This is a genomic window from Planctomycetia bacterium, from assembly GCA_021413845.1.
In the GTDB taxonomy this organism is placed as follows: Bacteria; Planctomycetota; Planctomycetia; order Pirellulales; family PNKZ01; genus PNKZ01.
Map to the genome: position 1 here is coordinate 1 of JAIOPP010000022.1, position 16937 is coordinate 16937.

Annotated in this window: 17 protein-coding genes; 4 read left to right on the forward strand and 13 right to left on the reverse strand. The window is 61.8% G+C overall.

Annotated elements, in window-relative coordinates:
• From K8U03_04795 to K8U03_04855, 13 genes are all read right to left on the reverse strand, one after another.
• The coding region (locus K8U03_04795) for a hypothetical protein (protein ID MCE9604205.1) at positions 1-732 on the reverse strand (732 nt) is incomplete at its 3' end.
• Between the two features lie 208 nt (positions 733-940).
• Positions 941-1738 carry a glycerophosphodiester phosphodiesterase gene (locus K8U03_04800; GenBank protein MCE9604206.1) on the reverse strand — a complete coding sequence of 266 codons (798 nt, stop codon included), beginning with the start codon at positions 1736-1738 and terminating at the stop codon, positions 941-943.
• A gap of 88 nt (positions 1739-1826) precedes the next feature.
• Positions 1827-2387, reverse strand: a complete 561-nt coding sequence (gene frr / locus K8U03_04805) for a ribosome recycling factor (protein MCE9604207.1) — start codon at positions 2385-2387, stop codon at positions 1827-1829.
• A 68-nt stretch (positions 2388-2455) separates the two neighbouring features.
• On the reverse strand, positions 2456-3205 hold the full coding sequence (pyrH, locus tag K8U03_04810; GenBank protein MCE9604208.1) for a UMP kinase: 750 nt from the start codon (positions 3203-3205) through the stop codon (positions 2456-2458).
• A gap of 4 nt (positions 3206-3209) precedes the next feature.
• Positions 3210-4031, reverse strand: coding sequence for a translation elongation factor Ts (gene tsf, locus K8U03_04815; GenBank protein MCE9604209.1), 822 nt, complete (start codon positions 4029-4031; stop codon positions 3210-3212).
• A gap of 147 nt (positions 4032-4178) precedes the next feature.
• A complete protein-coding gene (gene rpsB, locus K8U03_04820; GenBank protein ID MCE9604210.1) occupies positions 4179-4940 on the reverse strand; it encodes a 30S ribosomal protein S2 in 762 nt (253 codons plus the stop codon).
• 353 nt (positions 4941-5293) lie between these two features.
• Positions 5294-6184, reverse strand: a complete 891-nt coding sequence (locus K8U03_04825; protein MCE9604211.1) for a hypothetical protein — start codon at positions 6182-6184, stop codon at positions 5294-5296.
• Positions 6185-6287: 103 nt separating this feature from the next.
• A complete protein-coding gene (locus tag K8U03_04830) occupies positions 6288-7199 on the reverse strand; it encodes a hypothetical protein (GenBank protein ID MCE9604212.1) in 912 nt (303 codons plus the stop codon).
• Between the two features lie 64 nt (positions 7200-7263).
• Entirely contained in the window at positions 7264-8163 is a 900-nt protein-coding gene (locus K8U03_04835; GenBank protein MCE9604213.1) for a polyphosphate kinase 2 family protein, read from the reverse strand.
• A gap of 37 nt (positions 8164-8200) precedes the next feature.
• Positions 8201-9472, reverse strand: coding sequence for a hypothetical protein (locus K8U03_04840; protein ID MCE9604214.1), 1272 nt, complete (start codon positions 9470-9472; stop codon positions 8201-8203).
• A gap of 97 nt (positions 9473-9569) precedes the next feature.
• The gene (locus tag K8U03_04845; GenBank protein ID MCE9604215.1) at positions 9570-10226 is read right to left on the reverse strand and encodes a hypothetical protein; all 657 of its coding nucleotides are present in this window, start codon (positions 10224-10226) and stop codon (positions 9570-9572) included.
• A 72-nt stretch (positions 10227-10298) separates the two neighbouring features.
• On the reverse strand, positions 10299-12074 hold the full coding sequence (locus K8U03_04850) for an AAA family ATPase (protein MCE9604216.1): 1776 nt from the start codon (positions 12072-12074) through the stop codon (positions 10299-10301).
• 212 nt (positions 12075-12286) lie between these two features.
• On the reverse strand, positions 12287-13708 hold the full coding sequence (locus K8U03_04855) for a hypothetical protein (protein ID MCE9604217.1): 1422 nt from the start codon (positions 13706-13708) through the stop codon (positions 12287-12289).
• A 283-nt stretch (positions 13709-13991) separates the two neighbouring features.
• On the opposite strand from K8U03_04855, the gene K8U03_04860 reads away from it, so the two are divergent.
• From K8U03_04860 to K8U03_04875, 4 genes are all read left to right on the forward strand, one after another.
• Positions 13992-14657, forward strand: coding sequence for a phosphoribosylanthranilate isomerase (locus tag K8U03_04860; GenBank protein MCE9604218.1), 666 nt, complete (start codon positions 13992-13994; stop codon positions 14655-14657).
• 125 nt (positions 14658-14782) lie between these two features.
• Positions 14783-16123 carry an adenosylhomocysteinase gene (ahcY, locus tag K8U03_04865; GenBank protein MCE9604219.1) on the forward strand — a complete coding sequence of 447 codons (1341 nt, stop codon included), beginning with the start codon at positions 14783-14785 and terminating at the stop codon, positions 16121-16123.
• A gap of 15 nt (positions 16124-16138) precedes the next feature.
• Positions 16139-16345, forward strand: a complete 207-nt coding sequence (locus K8U03_04870) for a type II toxin-antitoxin system HicB family antitoxin (GenBank protein ID MCE9604220.1) — start codon at positions 16139-16141, stop codon at positions 16343-16345.
• Between the two features lie 18 nt (positions 16346-16363).
• A complete protein-coding gene (locus K8U03_04875) occupies positions 16364-16585 on the forward strand; it encodes a type II toxin-antitoxin system HicA family toxin (protein MCE9604221.1) in 222 nt (73 codons plus the stop codon).
• Positions 16586-16937 lie beyond the last annotated feature (352 nt).

Genomic DNA, 16937 nt, shown 5'->3' on the forward strand with positions numbered 1-16937 from the left:
CTGGATCAATCCCTTGGCGCTGGCGCTGTTCACGTCGACGGAATACTTCTTCGCGAGGTTGCCGAAGTCGTCCGGAGCGGCGGTCGCTTCCGCGAGCACCTTTTCGGCGGTCGGGCGATCGTTGAAGGCGATCAGGCGGCATTGCACGGCCGGGCCGAATTGCGTTTCATACGCTTGCGCGAGCTCTTGTTCGGTCGGTTGAATCTTCGCGGCCGCGATCATCCGCAGCGCTACGGTCGGCCACACGATATCGTTGGCGTATTGCTGCGGCGAGATGCCCCGTTCGTTTTGCAGCATCTTGAGCCATTCGTCTTTCGGAACCGCGAAGCGCTCGGCGGTGCGGTCGATTTCATCGGCGACCTGTTGCTTCGTCACGACGATTTGATGCGCCGTGCAGTAGTCGGCGATCAAGGTCTTATTCACCACGCTTTCCAAGATCGATTCGCCGAACAATCGCAAGCATTCCTGCGCGAGCTCGGGCCGTGTGATGCGCACGCCGTTGACGAGCGCCGCCACGTCCGATTGCGTCTGCGGAGACATTCCCGCCGGGAGCGGGCCGGGCACGGTCGTCGAGTCCGCGGCCGGGGCTTGAGCCGCCGCCGGTTCGGGCCCTGTCGTCGAGCGCAAGGCGAAGCAGAGCGCCAAGATCGCCGCGACGGCCGCGAGGGCGATCAGACGACGAGGCCAAGTGCCGAGAGCGTTCCAAAACTTCCGCGCATCCGTGCCGCTCATAACCGTCTCCCTGATCTTCGGCAATCCATGCCTAAACGTGATCGCGACGCCGGAGCGCCGACCTATGCGGGGCGAAGTATAGAACCGCCCGCAAAATCGGGTCAAGCTCGCTTCTGAAGCGAAAATCCGGCGAATGCGCGAAAACAGCGAGAAAAATCGGAGTGCCGGCACGCGAGAAGGTGCCGAACCTCACGCCCACCGCGCTGGCCTACTTCTCGGCGAGCCAAGCGCGGGCCGCGTCGGCGCGGTTCGTGATCAGGCCGTCGAGGCCGGCAGCGACGAGTTCGCGGGCGCGGGCCGGTTCGTTAACCGTCCAACTCCAGACCTTCACGCCGAGCTCATGTGCGGCGCGAATCCCTGCCGCGTCGAGGTCGCGCTGGTTCCAGCCGATCACGCGCGGGGCGATCTCGCGAATTTTCGCGAGCTTCTCCGCATCGAGTTCCCGTTCTCCCAACAGGCCGGTCGGCAGGTTCGGCTCGAGCTTGCGCACCTCGGCGATGAACGACCAGTCGAACGCCTGCACGATCACTCGATCCAATACTTTCTTCTCGTTCAACAGCTTCACGAGCGCCGCGGCATCACCGTCTTTCCGCTCGATCATCAGGCCCGCCTTCGGGCAGACCAAGTCGATCGCTTCGCTCAGCGTCGGCAATCGCGTGCCGGCGAACTTCGGGGAGAACCATGTGCCCGCATCGAGCTCGCGCAGCTCGGCCGCCGTCTTCCGGCCGATCGGCGTTCCGTCTTGGCCGAAGCGAGTGCGGGAGTTCGTCGTCCGGTCGAGTTTCTCGTCGTGAATGACCGTGAGAACGCCGTCGGACGAATGACGATAATCGAGCTCGACGAAGTCGGGCTTGTGATCGAGCGCCGCTGCAAAACCGGGGAGCGAATTCTCCGGCGCGGCTTCCGGCAACCCGCGATGGGCGATGACGAGCGTCTTCGGCAGGCGCAACAGTTCGTCGACCGAAAGAAGCGGAGCATGTGCGGCGTTCGCGGTGTCTATCGACATAGAACTGCCTGCCGACATCATCGATCCGACCGCCGACGCCGAGACCTTCAAGAACGAACGCCGAGAGCGAAGCGGTCGCATGGAAGTTTTACTCTTCCAGCACTTCGGTTTCTTTTCCGTTCGCCAACGATCCGGCTTTATTCTCGTAGGCTTTCGTCAGCTCTTGGATCTCTTCCTTGAGCGTGTCGCGGTCGTCTTCGCTGAGGGTCTTGTCTTTCTCGCCTTGGTCGGCCGCCTTGTTGCCGTCGCGGCGGACGTTGCGAATCGCGACGCGAGCCTCTTCCGTCAGCTCTTTGATGCGCGAGACGAGCTTCTTCCGCGTCTCGCCGGAAAGGGGCGGCACGTTGATGCGGATCAGTTTGCCGTCGCTCTGCGGGTTGAACCCGAGCCCGCTGGTCATGATCGCCTTCTCGATATCTTTAATCGTCGTCGGATCGAACGGACGGACGACGATCTGCTGCGGTTCCGGTGCGCCGATCGAGGCGAGTTGCTTGATCGGCGTCTGCGAGCCGTAGACTTCGACGCGCAGCGAATCGATGAGGCCGGGATTAGCGCGACCGGTGCGGATGCCCGACAACGCGTGCTTGAGCACCGAGAGCGCCTTCTCCATGCGCTCTTCCACGTCCATCAGAATCTCATCGGCACTCATGACGTTCGTCTCCGGCTACTCACTTCGATGTTCTGCGTTGCTACAACGATCGTTTCGTTCGGAAAGTTCTACGTCCGGACGACGGCCCGGCTGCTGATCGTCGTGCCGATCAGGTCTCCGCGCACGGCCCGTTCGATGTTCCCTTCCTTGCGGTAGTTGAACACGACGATCGGCATTTCGTGTTCCATGCATTGCGTCACCGCGGTCGGGTCCATCACCCGCAGCTTCTGCTCGAGAATCGCCGAGTAGGTGAGTTCGCTATACAGAAACGCGTGCGGATTCTTTTCCGGGTCGTCGCTATACACGCCTTCGACCTTCGTCGCCTTGAGCAGCACGTCGGCCTCGACTTCCAATGCCCGCTGCGCCGCGGCGGTGTCGGTCGTGACGAACGGGTTGCCGGTGCCGCAAGCGATGACGACGACGCGCCCCTTTTCCAGATGGCGCTTCGCACGTCGGCGAATATACGGCTCCGCGAACGGCTCCATCTTGATCGCCGTCATGAGCCGCACTTGGCACTTGAGCGATTCGAGCGCGTCTTGCAGAGCGAGACCGTTGATCACCGTGGCGAGCATGCCCATCTGAAGGGCCGTCGCCTCGGTGATGCTGTCGCCGGCCGTGCTCTTGAACTGCGCGCCGCGCAAGATATTGCCGCCCCCCGTAACGATCGCGATCTCGGCGCCCGTGCTGCGCGCCTGCGCGATCTGCCGAGCCGTGTGCATGACGACGTCCATGCTGATGCCGCGTTCGCCGGCGTGGCAAAAGCTTTCGCCCGACAGTTTCAACACGACCCGACGACGACCTTCGACGGCCTGGGGCATCCGACTACTCCTTGCCGAGTTTCCAATTCACGAAACGCTTGACCTTCGTGCCGTTCTTCTTCAAGTAGGCGTCGACCGTCGTCTCGGGATCTTTGATAAACGGCTGCTCGGTGAGAACGCGCGCCGAATAGAAGTTCTTCATCCGACCTTCGATCATCTTCGTGATGATGCTGTCGGGCTTCCCTTCCTTGCGGGCCTGATCGGTGAGGTACTCGCGCTCCTTGGCGACCGCGGCCGGGTCGAGTTCTTCCTTCGAAGCGGCGATCGGGCTCGCAGCCACGATGTGCATCGCAATGTCTTTCGCGATCGCGGCATCGGAACCTTCGAACTCGACGAGCGAGCCGAGATCGCCGGTCGCGTGAACGTAGCCGACGACGGTGCCCGAGAACTTCGAGAACCGACCGATGCGGAACACTTCGCGCAGGCGCGTGAACAGGTCGTCCTTCTGATCGCCGAGCGTTTGCGGATGGCTCGGGCTCTTCAGCTTCAACACATCGTCGACGGTCGCAACCGCAGGGTTCGTCGCGATCGCTTTGGCGATGTCTTCCGCGAATTGCTTCACGTCCGGGCCGCCGGCCACGGGAGCGCTTTCGCACATCAGTTCGACCAGCGCGCCGCCGTTGGCATCGCAGTAGAGGCCGATCCGACCGAATTCGGTATCACGGCCGAGACGCGTTTCCTGCGTCTTCTTCCCCTTGTCGCGGAGAATTTGCACCGCCTTATCCTTATCGCCGCCGGCTTCCGTGAGCGCGGCCTTGCACTCCATCATCGGCTGACCGGTCTCTTCGCGCAAGGCCTTCACCGCCGCCGCAGAAATCTCCGCCATGTCTCACACTCCGCTCTTCGTAGATCCGTTGAATAAGAAAAACGGCGCGACCGCGACACCGATGTGCCGCGGCCGCAGCCGATATCGTCGTACTGAAAATCAAAACTTACCGAAGGAGCACGCGGCAATCCGCGAGCTGCGCCGCGGTTAGTCCTTGTTCGCACCTTCCGGCATGACGTAGGCCCGCGCGCCTGGTCCGGCACCCGAGTTCGAAAGCTCGACCGCGTTGGCCTTCCCTTCGACCACGGCGCTCGCCAATTGGTTCACGACCAGCTCGATCGAACGGATGCTGTCGTCGTTGCCCGGAATCGGCAAGTCGACCAAGTCCGGATCGCTGTCGGTATCGATCAACGCGACGGTCACGACGCCCATCTTCCGGGCTTCCATCACCGCGTTCTTTTCCTTTTTCGGGTCGATGATCACCATGCACTCCGGCAGGCGGGTCATCGTGCGCATGCCGTTGAGGTTGCGGAACATCTTGCGATATTCACGGTTCAACGCCGATTGCATCTTCTTCGAGTAGCTGTTGAACGCTTCGCTGTTCTTGAGCGATTCAAGCTCTTCGAGGCGAGCGAGCCGGCTGCGAATGGTGCGGAAGTTGGTGAGGGTGCCCCCCAGCCAACGATCGTTCACATACGGCATGCCGCAGCGCAGGCCTTCGCGCTCGACCGTCTCGGCCGCTTGGCGCTTCGTGCCGACGAATTGGATCAGGCTCCCTTGAGCGGCCACTTGCGTCAGATACTTGCGGGCCCGGATCAGACCGCGGATGGTTTCGCGGACGTCGATGATATGGATCAGGTTGCGGCGGCCGTAGATATACGGACGCATCTTCGGATTCCAGCGGCTCGCGCGGTGGCCGAAATGCACACCGGCTTCGATCAATTGCTTCACGAGTTCAGACACACACATCTCCCTATAAACTGAAGAGCACACCGGCAAAAGTCCCGCGAGGCGGCAACATGCGCTTCGCTCGGGCGTCCGGCGTTCCGGCAAACATTCGGTCTTCACGGCAAACGACGACACGACGCGGGCGACATGCCCAAGCGACCAGTCGATCGGAAGCTTCTCCGGCCCGGACCGTTCAGGCCGGAGTAGCCCCTTATGGTATCGGCAGTCGAAAGGGGCGTCAATCGACGGTTAAGATCAGACGCCCGACCGATTTACGACGGAATCTTCGACCCGACGGGCGGTCGCGCCTTAAGCGAAAACCGCGATTCGCCGAAAATCCGCTTGCCCGCCCCCTGCGACTCGCAAGCAGTTCCTTATTTAGAACCCGCGGCTTGCGCAACCCCACTCAGCGGATGGGCTTTCGCGGCGTCCCAGGCGAGCTGCTGTAGCAGCTTGTTCAACTCCTCGGCGTTGGCCCAATTCGCGAGCATCTTCGGCACCGGCAGCCCGACAGGGCTCGTGCGATAGATCACGGCGAAGTGGCAATAGGCGTTGAGCACCATGATCGGCACGTGGACATGACCCAGCGGATCGCTGAAGAGCGCGCTCTGGGTCTTGATGCCCGGGGCTTCACCGGCGATCACCTTCTCGCGCAGCCCGAGAACCGCTTGCCCGACCGGCACAACGAAGAGGACCTGCTTGCCGAGCTTCTTATTGATCTCGATCACGTGTTCGTCCATGCTCGCGAAATAGGGAGCGTGGGCCGCGCGGAGTTCGGCGATCGTTTTCGCATCGTGGTCGACCGTCTTCGGACGGCTCTTCCAAGCCTCGACGTTGTCGTAAGGGAGCCAAAACTCTTGCAACGTCACGCGGACGTTCGGATTGTGCTTCAGCGCTTCCGCCGCGACGAGCTCGATCCCGGGATCGGGGAGATAAATCGGCGAGATCGTGAAGACGTCGACTTCGCCGCTCGCCAGCGCGGGCTTGAGCGTGTTCTTGCTCTTCGCGTTGTCGACCAGGTCCCAATGCTGAATCACGCGCGAGCCGCCGATCGGTTGCAGCCCGACGAACTTGTGCCCATCGACCTTCGCCGACTCGGCAATCTCGGCGAGCAACTTCGGCACGAACACATGAAAGCTATGCCCGGCGGAGAAGACCCGTTGACCGGCGAGCGGAGCCGCGGGCTTGGCTTCATCGGCGGCGAACGTGGCTGACGACAGGAGCGTGCAGGCGATGACGAATAAGATGCGACGTGTAAACGACATGGGCGTAAACCTCAAAAAATTCAACTGACAAAAACAAAAGACAACTAATGACAACCTACAAACGGAGACGATCGCTAGGCGAGCGCCCCTTGCAAGGAGCCCCCTATTCGGAACCCGCAGTTTTTTGCTCGATTCCGCTCAACGTATGCGCTTTCACGGCATCCCAAGCGAGTTGCTGCAATAGCTTATTGAGCTCTTCAATCTTCTCTTGTTTCGCAGTCGTGAGGAGCTTCGGCACAGGCAGCCCGACCGGGCTGCGGCGATAGATCACGGCGAAGTGGCAATAGGAGTTGAGCACCTTGATCTGGACGTTCGGGTGGCCGGCCGGATCGATGAAGAGCTCGCTTTGCAACTTCAAGCCCGGTGCTTGGCCGGCGAGGATCTTCTCGCGGAGCGCGAGCACGGCCTGCCCGACCGGCACGACGAACAGAGCTTGCTTGCCGTACTTCTTGTTCAACTCTTGCACGTGCGCATCCATTCCCGCGAAGTACGGCTCGTGCTCTTTGCGGAGCTCGGCGATCGTCTTCGTGTCGTGCTGATCGACCGTCAATGCCTTTTTATACCAGATGGCAACCTCGTCGAACGGCAGCCAGAACTCTTGAATGAGGTTCCGCATCTTCGGGTTGTGCTTCAAGGCATACTCGGCGACGAGGTCGATCCCTTCATCGGGCAGATAGATCGGCGCCAGCGTCAAGACGTCGACTTCGCCGGTCGCGAGCGCCGGTTTGAGCGTGCTCTTTTCGCCGGTCACTTCCCAATGCTTGATCACGCGCGAGCCGCCGATCGGTTGTTCGCCGACACGGCGATGCCCGACGATGCTCGCGCTCTCGGCGATCTCGGCCAAGATCGGCGGAATGAAGTAATGGAAGCTGTGACCGGCCGAGAAGACACGTTGGCCGGGAACCGACTCGGCGACCTTCGACTGGACAACCTTCGGTTCTTCCGCCGCGAACAGCGGAACGGCGGCGAACAGCGCTAAGGCGAAACAGAAAACATTGCGGCGGGTGAGCGTCATGGCGGGGGAATCCTTGGTGGGCGACAAGCGGACTTCGGGAGCGAGTATACGAAACATCCGCGCGTCAATCTTCTCCCATCAGCTTTTGCCGGCTCGCTTCCAGCGCCCCTTTCACCGCCTCGCTCGGCTCAGGATATTTCAGATCGAGTTGCTTGATCTCCTGCGTCAGGATCGTCGCCACCGCGGCTCGGGCCACCCATTTGTGATCCGCCGGAATCACATACCACGGGGCCCATTTCGTCGTCGTGGCGTGCAACATCTCGTCGTAGGCGTCCATGTATTCGCTCCAATGGCCGCGCTCGGCGATATCCGTCGGCGAGAACTTCCAGTGCTTCTTCGGGTCGTCGATCCGTTCGAGAAAGCGCCGCTTCTGTTCCTCTTTCGAGACGTTTAAGAAGAACTTAATGATCCGCGTTCCGTTGCGCGCGAGGTGCCGCTCGAAGTTGTTGATCGATTTATAGCGGTGCTTCCAAAACTTCGGCGTCGATACATCCGACTCCGGCAAGCGCTGCGCGTGCAGATACTCCGGATGGACCTTCACGACGAGCACTTCTTCATAGTACGAACGGTTGAAGATGCCGATCCGCCCGCGCTCGGGCAGCGCCTTCGCACAGCGCCAGAGAAAGTCGTGGTCGAGCTCTTCGCTCGAGGGCTGCTTGAAGCTGTAGACTTGGCATCCCTGCGGGTTCACGCCGCTCAACACATGCTTGATCGTGCCGTCTTTCCCCGCGGCATCCATCGCTTGAAAGATCACGAGCAGCGACCAAGTATCGGAAGCGTACAGCAGGTTCTGCGCTTCGGCCAAATCCTTGATCCCTTCCGCCAACAAACTTTCGGCGTACCGCTTTCGTTCCTCTTCGGGAACTTTTCCGTCGCCGTTCCAAGCAGGGTCGAAATCCTTGAGCTTGAACTTATCGTTCGTCGGAACGCGAAACCGCGAGAGCTGGTCTTGGAAGTGAATCATAAGTAAGTAGAAGTCGGAGGTGAGGGAACGAGGAGCTTCAACGGAACCATTCTGCGCGGCTGCGCAAGAGCGAGTCGGCCATCCAGCAGGCTTCGCCGAACGTCAGCCCTTCGACCTCGGCGACCGTTCGGCCCTGCGCATCGAGGCCGGCGACATTATAAGTAGCGCAGCCCTGTGGCGCCCAAAGAGATCCGAGCGGAAGTCGGTTCGGCAACTTCGCCGTCTTGTTGTAAATGCGGCGAACTTCAAGCCGATCGAGCCGCGGCGCTTTCTCCCCTTGTTGATCCGCCTGAGCGATCCGATACGTCTTCCGAAACCCGAGCCCGAGCCACGTCAGCTTCCAGACGATTCGATCGCCGGCAAACCGCCAACTCCACACCCTGAGCGGCTCCAACACGATCAGCAGCAGGCCTAGAAACAGCGCCAGCCCGACCAACTCGAACGGAATGAGAAACAGAAACCGAAACAACCATTCGATGCCGTAGAGCCGCTCCTTCGGGTCGCCCCAAGAATACAAGTGCGACATGAAGACGCCGATGATTCCGTTCACGAACAAGTTGAGGAACAACATGCCCGCGATCGAGCTGAGATAGAATCGGCCGCGGATCGAATACGTCACCGAGTCCCAGCTTTCGTGCCGTTTCCAGCGCGAGTCGCTCGGCGGCTCCAGCGGCAAGTCGCTCGTCGTTCGCAACGTCCGCTCGTCGCTCAGCAGTTCGCCCGGCAGAGGTCGCCCGAAGACGATCGTCGGCGCGTCGACCGGCAACGTCGGCTTCCGATTCGAGAGCCGTTGCCACGCGTAGAGCTTCTGGTTGAGCGTATGGACGAGCCAGTTCCGCTCCGGCTTCACCAGCATCGATCCGAACCGAATCGGCCTGCCGATGGTTTGCAGATTCACGACCACGCCGCTTTGGCCGGTCGCCGAGTTGGTTTCGTCTTCGACCGAGCCGAAGCGAATCAACTCTTCCAGCGGCATACTTACCCGCCCCCACGGCAAAATCATGCGCCGCCGAAAGCTCGCGCCTTGCTCGTCGAGCTTGAAGATTTCGCGACCGAACAGCGAGTAGCTCGCATACACGACGACGAAGATCCACGACACCCAAAACGGGATCGCGAACATCAGCATCTCCGGCTGCGGATCTTCTCGAATGCGCACGAAGAGCAGCACGCATCCGACCGACCAGCCCGCGAGCCAGAAGAGCATGAAGCAGCCGATCGCCGTACTGCCGGTGCGAATCTTTACTTCCAGCCGATCGGGCTCGAACGTCGTCTTAAACGAAAGCTGCTTCGGTTGCTCAGGTTGCTTCACGGCCGCTCCTCATAGGGGAAGCGGCCATGATAACGCTCGCCTGGAGCCAGAGCGAGCAGCGGATAATAGGAAGCGCGAAAGAACCCGTCGCCGGGAACTACGCGATCAGCAAGATGCCCGACACGGCAACCGCTTCCCGACGGAGCGCACCGACCGCTTCTTCGGCTTCGCGAATCGGGGTTCGTTCGAGTTCGATGAGCATCACCACCCCGTCGGCCAAGGCCAACAGCGGCGATTGCTCGAGCGCCAGTTCGTTCGTCGTGTGCAGCAAATGGTAGCCGCGGTCCTTGCGCAGCGCTCGGAGCGCATCGAGTCCGTAGGCTTCATGGCTCCCGTCGGTCGGGCCGAAAATCTTCGTGGCGAAGCCGAGCGCTTCAATTGCCGCGCCGATCGATTCGACCACTTCGACATCTTCCGTCGGGCTGCCGCAAGTGACGAGCGCGACGAGCGACGGGGAACGAAATCGGGTCACGATCGCCGTAGCAGCCGAGGCGTAATCGGCGGCGATCGTCGCTCGCGCGCTCAGCGGCAATTCGCCCGGCTGGCTGACCACCGGCTTCGCGTAGCGGGGCGAGCGGAGCGGAATCGAGGCGACGGGTTCCGCCGGCGATTCGACGACAGGCTGTGATGCAACAACCACGTGCGGTGCGGCGACCGCCGTCGCAGGAGCCGCATGGGTAAACGAAACGGCGGACATCGAATGAGTCGAGCGATGCGCGTCGATACGACGCAGCGCTTCCAACAGAGCAGTCATACGTTCCCTCGATGCGATAGGGCCCGGCCGTGGCCGAGCGTGGGGCGTGTGCGCGAACGGGAGCGGGACCTACTACTCTACCTTACGCATACGAGCGAAAAGCTGACGGTAGTCTTGTTTGCGCACCAGCGTCGCTTCCGCAGTCGGAATCGCATTCGTCTGGGGATCGTCTTCGACGATGATCATGTCGGCATCGCTGCCGGCCCGCTTCGGCACGATGATGAAATCTTCCGGCTCGACCGGATCGGACTCGGCGACATGCTCGGCGGCACCGCGCCGGCCCGCGACCAAAGGAATCGTCGGACGAACGACGGAGCGCGCCTGAGCGGCAGCATGCGGAGCCGCGATCGGCGCCGCTGCGGCAACGCCTGCCGCGACCGGAGCGTCGACGGTCGGCGTCTGTTTAAGCGTCGGTTGCTTGGCCTGTTCTTGATCGGCCGTGAGCCGGCTGCGGGCCTGTTCGTGCAACGCGCGGCTTGCATTCAGCAAGGCCGCGAGCGCGGTTCCTTCGGTGCTGTAGACCTGCGCTCGGGGCGCAACTTGCAAGCGGTCGGCCGATGCATAGCGATCGACGACCGACACTTCTTCCACGAAATCTTCCGCGAACGGATCGCGACGGGCTTCGCTCAACATCAATTCCACCTCTGGCTGCTGTGTCACGACGGGCTCGTAGTCGGTTTCCCATTCGGCGAGATGCGTTTCCAAAACATCGAGCGTCACGTCGGCTTCCGAACGTCGCTCGACTGGGATTACGGACGCATACGTCTCGTGGTTCGCCGCCGAAGAAATAATGCCGGCCTCGTTCGTCGCGCTCGGTTCGAGCTCGCCGAGCTCGAGATCCGTGTCGAAGTCGTTGCCGGCATCGGCGAGCTCGCCCGCATGGTGAGCGGAGCTCGTCGTCGTCGGAGTGCTCGGGTGAAACGAAGCCCGCGGAGCCGGCTCGACGAGCACCGAATCATCGAGCAAGCCGAACTCGATCACGGAATCTTGCGACGACGCGTTCGGATCCGAATAGCCGGCGGCTTGGCTCCATGGCGTCGGCAGTTGTTGCAAGTCGGCCCAAGCTTCTTCGATGCCGGCCGAGTCGATCGGGCGGACACCGCCGGCGCAGGCCATCACCAAAGCATGATCGCACGTCTGATTCACGAGGCGAGGAATTCCCTCGGTCGCGCGATAGATCGTTTCGATCGCGCCGTCGGTGAAGACCTTCTGCGGCTCGCTGCCGACGCTTGCGATCTGCTGCCGCACATATTCGGCGGTATCGCTCCGGTCCATCGCTTCCAAATAACAGCGCGACGTGATGCGCTGTTGCAGCGAGCCGAGGCGCGGAGTCGCCAAGCGTTCTTCCAAGGCCGCAGCGCCGGCAAGCACGAGCCGCACGCGAGGTTCCCCGGAACGCATGAAGTCCGTGATCATCCGGACTTCTTCCAACAAGCGCAGCGGCAGCAGATGCGCTTCGTCGATCAACAGCAGCAACCCCTCGGCGGGCGTGACGCCGGGCTGCAACCGATCGAACAACGCCAAACGCAGTTCCCCTTCTTCCAAGCCTCGGTAGGGCATCCCGAGCTCGAACAGAATCGCTTGGAGTAGCGCGCGGCGTGTCGCCAGCCGACCGTTCGACAACATCGCGACGTCGAAACGTCCGCGGAATCGTTCGGCCATCAAATGCAACAACAACGTCTTACCGCAACCGGCAGGGCCGATGACGATCGAAGTCCCTTCGGCGCGCTCGATTGCGCGCTCGACGGCCGTTCGGGCAGGCTCGATCGAGCGGCCCGGAAAGTAGCGATCGGCGCGGGCGGCGGCGGCAAAGGGGCGCTGCGTCAACTCAAAAAACGCTTCGTACATCCTCGCGATAGCCTCTCGAAAACGTGGATACTGCTCGGTCTGTGGGGCAGGACAAGTCGGAAGGAGAACGAGCAGTCGAAAGCAGCGGGGCAACGACTCCGGCACACAGCATTCATCGGCAGAGAAGCTAGGTGGGCTGAAGCCTCGCGGCCTTCTTTGACAGTTGTAACGAAAGCGAAAAAACTCCGGAAAACAGGGTATATAACGTGGCCTTACGCCGCGCGGCGCAGCAGGTCTTGCGAATGGCTCGCGACCGCCGGCCGACGCCGCCTTACGACCGCTAACACCGGCGCGGCAAGCCGCGCTTCGACGCTGCCGGCTTCGTGAAATAAGGGATCGGACGGCGCTGCCGGTGCAGACTCTTCTTCCGGCAACGCCGCGAGCTGAGGGCCGGCGACCACGGCCAGCGTCGGAGATACGGATGCCTCCTGAACCGGCGGTGCGTCGATTTTTGATACTGCGATCGGCGACTCAAGAATCGGAGTCGGCCCGGCGTTGGGGCGCTCGATGCGAGAAAACGAGCAGGCCGCAGCGACGACTAAACTCAGCATCCCGACGCCGGCGTACCAAATCGGACGGAGGTGCCCGACATGCATTCCGACCTGATTCACCACGATCACGGGAAACTCGGCTTCGCGCGGCAGGAGCATCGCGTCCATTTGCGTTTGCAGTTCACGACGCGACGCCTCGAGCCGGCGCACCGCTTCGTCCTTGCTCGGCGAAGGCTTTGCCCCTGGGGAACTTCCACCGTTGCCGTTTTTTTTGCGAGTCGTAACAGGTGCCGGCGCGTTCGGCGCGATGAGTTGCGGCGCCGATGCATCGGACTCGTCCGGCGATTCGGCAGCCGCGGCGAGAACGATCGTCGGCTCGGGCCCACGCGTCGTGGATATTGCAGCGAGTTCCGTATCGAGCGATTGCAATTCCGGATGCTCCGGCTGCATCGTCGCCGCCAACCGCGCGCGACGGGCAAGCAACGCTTCGTAGCGTCCCGAGGCCAAGGTTTCGATACGCCCCAAGCCGTGCCGGGGCTCGATAGGTTCTGCCAAGGTCGAAATCGAATCTTGCCGCAGGACCTGCTGCCGGGCCGAACCCAATACATCCTTGACGGCGCTATCCAGATCGTTGACCTTCGTCCGAAGTCGATCGACCGACCCATACCAACGCTCGGCCGAGATTTCGTCGGCGTAGTGTCGCGCGAGCGCGTCGACGATCTTCGCGCCGAGTTCGGCATCGTCGGTTCCCGGCCAGACGATCCGCACGGATCGACGATCGCCGATTTGTTCCGTGTCGATTTCCACCCGGAGCCGACGTCGCCATTCGACGATGTCGGATTCGCGCTCGGAATCCGCTGTTTCGGCCGAATTTCGCCGGAGTTCTTTCCAAACGAGGCTCAGAGAATCAGTCGAGAGAAGATGTCGTCGCAGCGACTCGGCCGTCGGCGCGAACTTAGGAACGACCCGAAATTGCACTTCCGCGACGGTCTCGGCAGGCCGAAAGCGCTCCTCCGGCCGGACCACGCAGACGACGGCGACACCGAAACCCGCCAGCGCGCAGCCGAGCGCTACGAACCTTACCCAACGCATTGGGAGACGGCGGCGAACATGCGAGCGCTGGTCGACGGACGGTACGGTCATAACGATTGTGCGAGCCCGAGAATTAATCCTCATGTCGGGCATCGTCTTTGTCGGACCGCCGACTTGAATCGATCGCCGTCGGAGGGAGCCCTATGCTCGCTTCGCCGTGGTGTTACGATGAAGGAAAGTCGCGAGTGCGACACGGCTTAGCGGCCACCCAACCCCTTTCCGATTTTTGCAAGTTTCCCAACCGCCGGCCCTGCCGGCGGCGCATTGTCGATCGTCTCTGTCTCTCTCTCTCTTTCTGACCACCGACCACTGACCCCCGACCACTTCCTCCCCCATGTTCCAAGTGAAAATCTGCGGACTAACGAGCCCCGCCGATGCGCTGGCCGCGGTCGAGGCGGGTGCCGATGCGATCGGGCTGAATTTCTATCCGCCGAGCCCGAGATTTATTCGACGGGAAACGGCGCGCGAGATCGTCGCCGCGGTCGGGACGCAGGTTTGCAAAGTCGGCCTCTTCGTCAACGCCTCGGCCGCCGAGATTCTCGCGGCACGCGACGAGCTCGGCCTCGACCTCGTTCAACTCCACGGCGACGAGCGGCCCGACCTGTTGCGGGCTCTCGCACCTCGGCCCGTCATGAAGGCTTTTCGGATCGGGCCCGACGGGCTCGCGCCGCTGCGCCGCTGGTTCGACGAAGGGATGCGCGGCGGCTTGCTGCCGCGCATGGTCTTGCTCGATGCCTATAGCGCCGGCCGCTACGGCGGCACGGGGCTCACCACCGACTGGCCGACGGCTGCGGCCTATGCGGCGACCCCTGGTCTTCCAAGCTGCGTTCTCGCCGGCGGGCTCACTCCGGAGAACGTCGCCGCAGCGATTGCCGCCGTAAGGCCCGCCGCGGTCGATGTGGCCGGGGGAGTGGAATCCGGCCCCGGCATGAAGGACGCCGCGAAAATGCAGGCCTTCGTCCTGGCAGCGAAAAAAGCCCTGGAACAGGCCCGCCCCTAGCTCCCCGCCACGGACGCAAGGCTTGCCGATTCGGCGGCCGAATCCTATCATCTGTGGGCTGCGGCACACTCCGCGACGGATCGTGCCGTGCTCGAAAATTATCGTTTCTCCCGAGGATTTCCATCGTGTCTCAAGTAGCTGCCGCTCGTCTGCCGTATAAAGTCGCCGATATTTCTTTGGCCGAAGCCGGTCGCAAGCGGATCATGCTGGCCGAGAACGAAATGCCCGGCCTGATGTCGCTCCGTAAGAAGTACGGCACGTCGAAGCCGCTCAAGGGGGCTCGGGTCGCGGGCTGTCTGCACATGACCGTCGAAACGGCCGTGCTGATCGAGACCCTTACCGCACTCGGCGCTGAAGTCACCTGGAGCAGTTGCAATATCTTCTCGACTCAAGACGACGCCGCAGCCGCCATCGCCGCGACGGGCGTGCCGGTCTACGCTTGGCGCGGTGAGACCAACGAAGAGTTCGATTGGTGCATCGAGCAGACTTTGTACTTCGCCGACGGCCAGCCGCTGAACATGATTCTCGACGACGGCGGCGACCTTACCTATATGGTCCACGCGAAGTTCCCCGAGTTGCTCGCCGGCATCAAGGGCCTGAGCGAAGAGACGACGACGGGAGTGCATCGCCTCGAGCAGATGCTCGCCAAGGGAGAATTGAAGCTGCCGTCGATCGACGTGAACAACTCGGTGACGAAGAGCAAGTTCGACAATCTCTACGGCTGCCGCGAATCGCTCGCCGACGGCATCAAGCGCGCCACCGATGTGATGATCGCCGGCAAGGTCGTCGTCGTGGCCGGCTACGGCGACGTCGGCAAGGGGTGCGCCCAATCGATGCAGCGCTACGGCGCTCGGGTGCTCGTCACCGAGATCGATCCGATCAACGCCTTGCAAGCCACGATGGAAGGCTTCCAAGTGACGACGATGGAAGACGCCGCCGCGCAAGGGCAGATCTTCGTCACCACGACCGGCTGTTGCGATATCATCCGGGGCGAGCACATCAGCCAGATGAAGAACGACGCGATCATCTGCAACATCGGCCACTTCGACATCGAGATCGACGTCGCTTGGCTCGAAGAGCAAGTGAAGATCGGTAAGGCGAAGAAGGTCAGCATCCGGCCGACCAGCTCCGGAGCGGTCGATCGCTACACGTTCACGGCGACCGGCCGAAGCGTGCTCCTCTTGGCCGAAGGTCGGCTGGTGAATCTCGGCTGCGCGACCGGCCATCCGGCGTTCGTGATGAGCAACTCGTTCACGAACCAAGTCATGGCCCAACTTGCACTATGGGGCGATTCGGAAAGCTTCCCGATCGGCGTGCATCGCTTGCCGAAAAAGCTCGACGAAGAAGTCGCCCGCCTGCACCTCGACCAACTCGGCGTGAAGCTCACCAAGCTCACTAAGAAACAATCCGACTACCTGAGCATCCCGGTCGAAGGCCCGTACAAGCCGGAAATCTATCGGTATTAGGCCTGCGAGGTCCGCATGAAATTAAAAGTCGTCATCGAGCACGGCGAGGACGGAGGCTTCGTAGCGCATGTCCCTGCGCTACGAGGCTGCTGGTCTCAAGGAACGACCCGGTCGGAGACCGTCGAGAACATCCGCGAAGCGATCGCGGCATGGCTGGAAGCAGAGCAAGACAAGGCCGACGCCACCGGCGAGAACGTCGATGTGGAATTGATCTCCATCTAATGTCGGCTGGGGGATCGCGTGCCGAAGCTGACAGTCGTTAGCGGCCGTGAAGCTCGGCGAGCGTTTGAGCACGCCGGAGGGATCTTCAATCGCCAAAGTGCGAGCCACATGATCCTGTCGAAGCCGGGCATCCATTTCAATCTTTCGATTCCCGATCACAAGACGCTCGATCGTGGTCTGCTGCGCGGACTCATTCGCGATGCCGATCTGACGGTCGAGCGGTTCCTGGAATTGCTATAGAGCGTGACTTCGCCTGCCTGAGCGGTTGAGAATCAACCGAAGCATCAGGAAGCACTCTATTCGCCGCACATCCGAGGAATGAGCCTCGGCGGTATCTCGTTTGCATCTACCTAAGTCACGAATGCCTCTGATGATCTATCTCATCTTCCGAGATTCGGCATCGGGCAGCGAACCAAGGGGAATGCCATGTCGGACCCAAGAAACGTAGCCCACGACAAGACGGTCCAACAGGAGAAGAAAAACCACGGCGAAGAGCTAGTGCCCGGGGCGATCGAAACACCGCAGCCGGGGAAGAAGCCGGCCCTTGAGAAGCTTGAAGGGGAGGCCGAGACTTACCAGCAGCACGCCCACC